This window comes from Burkholderia sp. A2, from assembly GCF_001729305.1.
Lineage (GTDB): Bacteria > Pseudomonadota > Gammaproteobacteria > Burkholderiales > Burkholderiaceae > Burkholderia > Burkholderia sola.
In genome coordinates, this window is the sequence record NZ_LZXX01000087.1 from 177,263 (window position 1) to 183,516 (window position 6,254).

The 6,254-nt window shown below is 64.1% G+C and carries 6 protein-coding genes; 2 read left to right on the forward strand and 4 right to left on the reverse strand.

The annotated features are described in order from the left end of the window. Nucleotides 1-39: 39 nt before the first annotated feature. The gene (yaaA, locus tag A9Z05_RS11415) at nucleotides 40-822 is read left to right on the forward strand and encodes a peroxide stress protein YaaA (protein WP_069618178.1); all 783 of its coding nucleotides are present in this window, start codon (nucleotides 40-42) and stop codon (nucleotides 820-822) included. A 139-nt stretch (nucleotides 823-961) separates the two neighbouring features. Further along, nucleotides 962-2,116, forward strand: coding sequence for a M14-type cytosolic carboxypeptidase (locus A9Z05_RS11420; RefSeq protein ID WP_069618179.1), 1,155 nt, complete (start codon nucleotides 962-964; stop codon nucleotides 2,114-2,116). An 84-nt stretch (nucleotides 2,117-2,200) separates the two neighbouring features. Here A9Z05_RS11420 and A9Z05_RS11425 read toward each other — a convergent pair whose 3' ends face one another. The 4 genes from A9Z05_RS11425 to A9Z05_RS11440 all read right to left on the reverse strand — a co-directional run bounded on the left by A9Z05_RS11425 (nucleotide 2,201) and on the right by A9Z05_RS11440 (nucleotide 6,017). After that, nucleotides 2,201-2,857: a BspC domain-containing protein gene (locus A9Z05_RS11425; RefSeq protein WP_069618180.1), complete on the reverse strand. Its 657-nt coding sequence runs from the start codon at nucleotides 2,855-2,857 to the stop codon at nucleotides 2,201-2,203. A gap of 139 nt (nucleotides 2,858-2,996) precedes the next feature. Next, nucleotides 2,997-3,671 carry an energy-coupling factor ABC transporter permease gene (locus tag A9Z05_RS11430; protein ID WP_069618181.1) on the reverse strand — a complete coding sequence of 225 codons (675 nt, stop codon included), beginning with the start codon at nucleotides 3,669-3,671 and terminating at the stop codon, nucleotides 2,997-2,999. Nucleotides 3,672-3,747: 76 nt separating this feature from the next. After that, nucleotides 3,748-4,590, reverse strand: a complete 843-nt coding sequence (locus tag A9Z05_RS11435) for a response regulator transcription factor (RefSeq protein ID WP_069618182.1) — start codon at nucleotides 4,588-4,590, stop codon at nucleotides 3,748-3,750. 209 nt (nucleotides 4,591-4,799) lie between these two features. Then, nucleotides 4,800-6,017, reverse strand: a complete 1,218-nt coding sequence (locus tag A9Z05_RS11440; protein ID WP_069618183.1) for a DUF2863 family protein — start codon at nucleotides 6,015-6,017, stop codon at nucleotides 4,800-4,802. Nucleotides 6,018-6,254: the final 237 nt, after the last annotated feature.

Here is a 6,254-nt window from a genome sequence, read left to right on the forward strand (position 1 = left end):
TTCGTCTGACCGCAAGGCACGGCGTGCCAGCGAGCCTCTATGATAATCGTTCTCTCTCCCGCCAAATCCCTCGACTACGAGACGCCCGCGCACGTCCAGTCTTACACGAAGCCTGCATTCGTCGACGACGCGTCGGAGCTGATCGACGGCCTGCGCAAGCTGTCGCCGCAGGACATCGCGGCGCTGATGGATATCTCCGATCCGCTCGCGCGCCTGAACTTCCAGCGCTACGCCGACTGGTCGCCGACTTTCACGCCGGCCAACGCGAAGCAGGCCGTGCTGGCGTTCAACGGTGATGTCTACGAGGGTTTCGACGCGAAATCGCTGTCGCCGACCGATCTCGACTATGCGCAGCAGCACGTGCGCGTGCTGTCGGGCCTGTACGGGCTGCTGCGTCCGCTCGACCTGCTGCAGCCGTACCGGCTCGAGATGGGCACGCGTTTCGCGAACGCGCGCGGCAAGGATCTGTATGCGTTCTGGGGCGACCGCATCACGCGGGCGCTGAACGAGCAGCTCGAGACGCGCAGCGGCGCGGCGCGCGTGCTCGTCAATTGCGCGTCGACCGAATACTTCAAGTCGGTCAAGCCGAAGCTGCTGGCCGCACCGGTCATCACGCCGGTATTCGAGGACTGGAAGGGCGGCCGCTACAAGATCATCAGCTTCCATGCGAAACGCGCGCGCGGGCTGATGGCGCGTTTTGTCGTCGAGAACCGCATCACCGACCCGAAGGCGCTGAAGGCATTCGCGACCGAAGGCTATGCGTTCGATGCGGCGGCGTCGAACGATTCGACTTACGTATATCGCCGGCGCATCGGCGAGTGACCCAGCCGGCCGTTCACGAGACGGTCGGCGCATGCATGAGGCCGGACGGACGGTACGCCGCCTGATTCGGTCGACAGCTTTGCATGGGACCGCCGTAAGCGTTAAAGCGCTAACGCCGGTCGACAAAGGAGATAAACAGATGGCCGTTTCGATCACCAGTAATTTCGACGCAGGCGCAATCGACGTCGTGTCGTGCGATAGCCCCGACGCTATCCGCCTGCGCGTGCGCGGCGACAATCGCTCGGAATTCGCGCAATGGTTTTACTACCGCTTGACGGGTGCGCGCGGCGAACGATGCGTGATGACGTTCGAGAACGCAGCCGAATGCGCGTATCCGTCGGGCTGGCGCAACTACCACGCGGTAGCGAGCTACGACCGCGTCGACTGGTTCCGGGTGCCGACGACGTTCGACGGCAAGACGATGACCATCGACCATACGCCGGAGTTCGACAGCATCTATTACGCATATTTCGAACCGTACTCGGAAGAGCGTCACGCGGCGTTTCTCGGCGCGGTCCAGCAGTTGCCGCAGGCGAGCGTCGTCGAGCTCGGCCGCACGGTCGAAGGCCGTCCGATGTCATTGCTGACGCTCGGCACGCCGGAAACCGATGGTGCGCCGAAGAAGAAGGTGTGGATCATCGCGCGCCAGCATCCGGGCGAATCGATGGCCGAGTGGTTCGTCGAAGGGGTGGTCAAGCGTCTGGCCGGATGGGGCGACTGGGCGGGCGATCCGGTCGCGCGCAAGCTCTACGATCGCGTGACGTTCTACATCGTCCCGAACATGAACCCGGACGGCAGCGTGCACGGTAACCTGCGCACCAATGCGGCCGGCGCGAACCTGAACCGCGAGTGGATGGCGCCCGATGCCGAGCGCAGCCCCGAAGTGCTGGCCGTGCGCGATGCGATCCACGCGATCGGCTGCGACATGTTCTTCGACATTCACGGCGACGAGGATTTGCCGTACGTGTTCGTCGCCGGCTCGGAGATGCTGCCGAGCTTCACCGAGCAGCAGGGCAAGGAGCAGGCCGCGTTCATCGACGCGTTCAAGGTCGCCAGCCCCGACTTCCAGACCGAGCATGGCTACGCGGCGAGCAAGTACAAGGAAGATGCGCTGAAGCTCGCGTCGAAGTACATTGGTCATCAGTTCGGCTGCCTGTCGCTGACGCTCGAAATGCCGTTCAAGGACAACGCGAACCTGCCCGACGAACGCGTCGGCTGGAACGGCGAGCGTAGCGCGGCGCTCGGCGCGGCGATGCTGGCCGCGATCCTGGTGCACGTCGACACGTTCGCGTAAGCGCAGCCGTCGTCGCATGAAAAAGGCCGGCGCATCTTGCGATGCACCGGCCTTTTTTGCTGCTGTCGTCGCCGCTCCGCCGTATCAGGACTTCTTCGCGGTTTTTTTCTTCACGGCTTTTTTCTGGCCGCCTGATTTCTTCGTCGCGACGGCCTTCTTGCTGCCGGTGCGCCCCGATGCCTTCGCCTTGGCTTTGCCGCGGTGCGACTTGCCCTTGAACTTCTTCGTCGAAGACGACGAGCGCTCGACGCGCGGCTTCAGCGGCGGAACCGGGTCGTTCCAGCTGAACGCGAGCATTTGCTGGCCGACATAGCCGCAACGGAATTTCAGCGGCGTCGGATCGCTGCCGTCGCTGTGGATCCCGAGCCCGTCGACGGTGACGATGTTGTCGACTTTCACGCGCTGCTTGCCCTGGTCGAACGAGTCGTTCCACGGCGTGATCGTCGCGTTGCCGCCGTCGAATGCGTTCGGCGCGAAGTCGACGCGATCGAACGCCGTCGACGTGCTGGCGATGAAGCTGCCGTGCGCTGCACAATCGGCGGCGAGCGGATCGGCATGCATCTCGTTGACGAATTTGTTGATCAGTTCGGAACGCTGGTCGAGCAGGTCGGCGAATACCGGTGCGGGAAACGCAAGCGACAGGCCCGCGATACAGGCTGCCAGCTTGCCGAGCGCCCGGAAAATCCGGAGCGAGGCAGGTGAGCTGTCCATCTGGTTATTGGTGAGGAGCGAAGAAGACATCGGGCACGTATAGATGCCCGATGAAGAACAGGAGTTCAATCTTAGCGTAAAAAAGTTGTGCGGCAGTAGGTGACGCATTCGGCGCGCGCAGCGGAACTGCCGCCGGTATGGGTGTGCGCCGGGCCGATGCGGAGGAAATTCAGGCGCGCGGGCCCCCGAGGCGGTAGCGGCGGACGTCGAAAGTCGTGACCCATGCGGGGCGATAGACGGCGATGAGGGCCGTTGCCATGCCGGTGAACCAGGCTTCGCCGAGCGCGAGCAGCGCGGTGTTCAGCAGATAGCCGGCGGGAATCACGACGGGCACGCCGTCCGCGAGCGCGAGCTGGACACCGGCCGCCGCCGCGGCGACCGCGACGATCGCGATGGCGGGTGACAGGAAGCCCTGCCCGGTGATGAACGACGCGAGGTTGTGCGGCAGCCAGGCGAGCGCGGCGCGTTGCAGCAACGCCGACACGCCGACAGGCAGCGCACCGTAGATCAGATAGGTCAGGCCGATGCCTTGCCACGGCGCGTCGAAGATGACCGCGGCAATCGCCGTGACGGCGCCCATCGCCACCAGGGCGAGTGTCCAGTCGAATAGCGTGACGAGCAACGTTGCGCCGAGCAGATGCATGACGATGCCATCTTCGAGCCATGCGTTCGAGGCCCACAGGACCGTGATCGCTGTGACGAGCGCGAGCCACACGTGCTGAAGCGTAGCGTCTTGCAGGCGTACGAAGGGGCGATTCCAGATCGCGAGCGCGAGCAGGGCCATGGCGGCGATCCAGCCACCGACGCCAACCCAGAGCGGAAGCGGTGTGAAAAGAAAACCCATGCATCCATATTACTCGTTGAGCATCAAAGGTGGGAGCCTGCACATGCCCGACCGTCGCAATATCGAGACTGTTTGCCTAGCGTCCGCGCCGGAATCGTGCCGGCGGCTCGGCGGCGAGCGGCAGATCCTGCGTGCCGGTATTCGCGATGGGTAACGGGTACGGACGGTCATGCCGTTGTGTACGCAGCGGAGCCGGGCCGTGTTCTCCGATGACCGGTTTGCGGGCGCGGTTGCGGTTCGCCAGCAGCACCTCGAGATGGGGCGACAGCCAGCCGTTGTAGATCGCGACCGCGGCGGCGCGATTCGCGGCGCCGAGCTGCTGGAAGATGCTCGCGAGGTGGATCTTCACGGTGCCTTCGCTGATGCCGAGCGTACGCGCAATCATCTTGTTCGTGCTGCCCATGTGGACGAACCGCATGATCTGCGCTTGCCGCGGCGACAGGAGGCCGCTCGGCGGGCGCCGGGGCAGCGAGCCGGCGAGCGTCTGGAAATGGGCGTCGTGGCGGGCCGTCATCGTCGCCGTGGACGGCAACAGGCTGAGGGCGATCGGCGGAATGTAGTGCCCGCCCAGCAGGACGATCTCGAGCGCACGCACGATCAGGTGCGGCCTCGTGGAATGTGGGATCACGCCCGCGACGCCGTAATTGAAGAAGCGCTGGATGGCTTCGGGCGAGATGTCGTCGACCAGGACGGCGACCGGTGTCGGCGAGCACGCGTTGCCGAGTGCCTGAAGCTCGCTGATCCGGCCCACGTCCAGCCAGTCGATCGCGACGAGGTCGAAACGCTGGGTGCGCAGCAGCCGGCGTGCCTGGAAACCGTCAGGCGCATCGTTGATGCTGGCGTGCCGGTCGATCTGCCGCAACAGGGTCTTCAGTCCGTCACGCCGTTCGGCGTCTGAGTTAAGTACCAAGAACCGCATATTCAACCTCCGTGAAGTGAGTCATTGATTGCCGTCGGGGATAAGCTGGCCCCGATAATGACAAAGACCTTACACGATGTCTGCTTGGCTGAAAGGCTTAGGAAAAGTTCGAAATTTTGAGCGACCGGGCATCGGAGAAGAAAAAAGCCGCTTCGGCAGGAACCGAAAGCGGCTTTGAGCGGGGCAGGCTGTCCGGGCCTGCGGTGCGGTCAGTGGAAGTGTGGCTGGGCGGGCGACGCGTCTTCCGGCATTTCCGCATGGACGATTTCGCCGAGCGGATCGGCGTAAAGCGGCACGCCGCAGTCGTCGCAGTATTCGGGTTCGAAGCGGCCCGCGTGCCGCCGGACGTCGGTTACGCCGCATTCCTTCAGCAGGCTTACGATTTCCTCGAGCGGCCCTTCGATCGGCGCTTCGCCTTCGAGCGTCGCGTTGTCGACCGATACGTCGCCGTTTTCACGGCCGTAGAGCGGCCACACGACACCGTAGATCACGTCGTTGCTGGCACGTCGCGTGAAGCCGACGCGATACTCGTCGATACGACGTTCGCCAAAGCCGGCGACCACCGCGCGCAGCTCTTGCGGCGCTGCACCAAGTGTGTCGAATAGATAACGAATGGCCGTTCGGACGGTGTGCGGACGTACGCGTTCGTCCGCATCGCGACAAGCCGAGTAGTACGCGTCCGGAAGCAGGCATTCGAACTCGCAGCCGGGCAGCGCGATCGACAGGTTCGGGCCGCCTTGGGCCGTCCATTGTTCGAGGCACTGGCCGCGCTCGATCCGGCTGCCGTTTTCTTCTTCCTGCCAGCGGAACAGCGGCGCGCCGGCCGGCGCGGCGACAACCGCCAGCAGGAAGCGTGGATCGGCCAGGATCGGCGAAGTTTCCGGCAGGTCCCCCAAGCTCAGCTTCGGGGCGTGCTGCCCGATTGCCGCATGGGCCAGCTGCTGGGCCAGCCGGTAGGTTTCGACATGGTGCCGCGGCAACTGGTCGATGCTGTAGAGGAACGGTGCGAGCCCGACGAGGGTGCCGTTCGCGAGTACGTGCGCCTGCAGGTGCGTTCGCAGCGCGTCGGCAACGTCGGCCTTGAGCGGGCCCGACGGAATCATGTAGCGCGTCCAGGCGAGAACCGGGACGGCGACCAGCAGCGCATCGTACGGTTGGCCGTCATGTTCGATCACCATCGACTCGCTGTGCGTCTCGGCCATGTCGGCGAGCGCGCCGTAGGCGTCGGGATGATTCTGCTGAAGATGGTCGAGCGCGGCGTCGAGCGTAGTCTGATTGCCGTTGCGGACAATCTTGGCGAGCAGCGCATCGAGCTTCGCTTCCCAGAAGCGATCCTCGATGCGGCTGCCCGACGCGAAGAGCGCAAGTGACAGACCGACCAGTTTGTCGGCATCGGGGGGGAGGCGTTTGGCGATTCGCTGGCGCATATTAAAGACGTATATAGAAAGAGGCGAAGAACCTCACATTCTAGTCCGTTCTTTGCACCATAAGCGGTCTCGCGGCCAAGCATGGCCGGACGGCCGAATTGCGGCGTGTGTAAAAAAAGTTGCTGCGAACCCCTTGCACTCACGACGTGAGCTGCTTAGAATCACGCCTCTTTCGCGCTAACGGAAACGCGGCGCGGGAGGAAGGGAAGCGGTGCTGTCGGGGTTCGGGATGTAGCG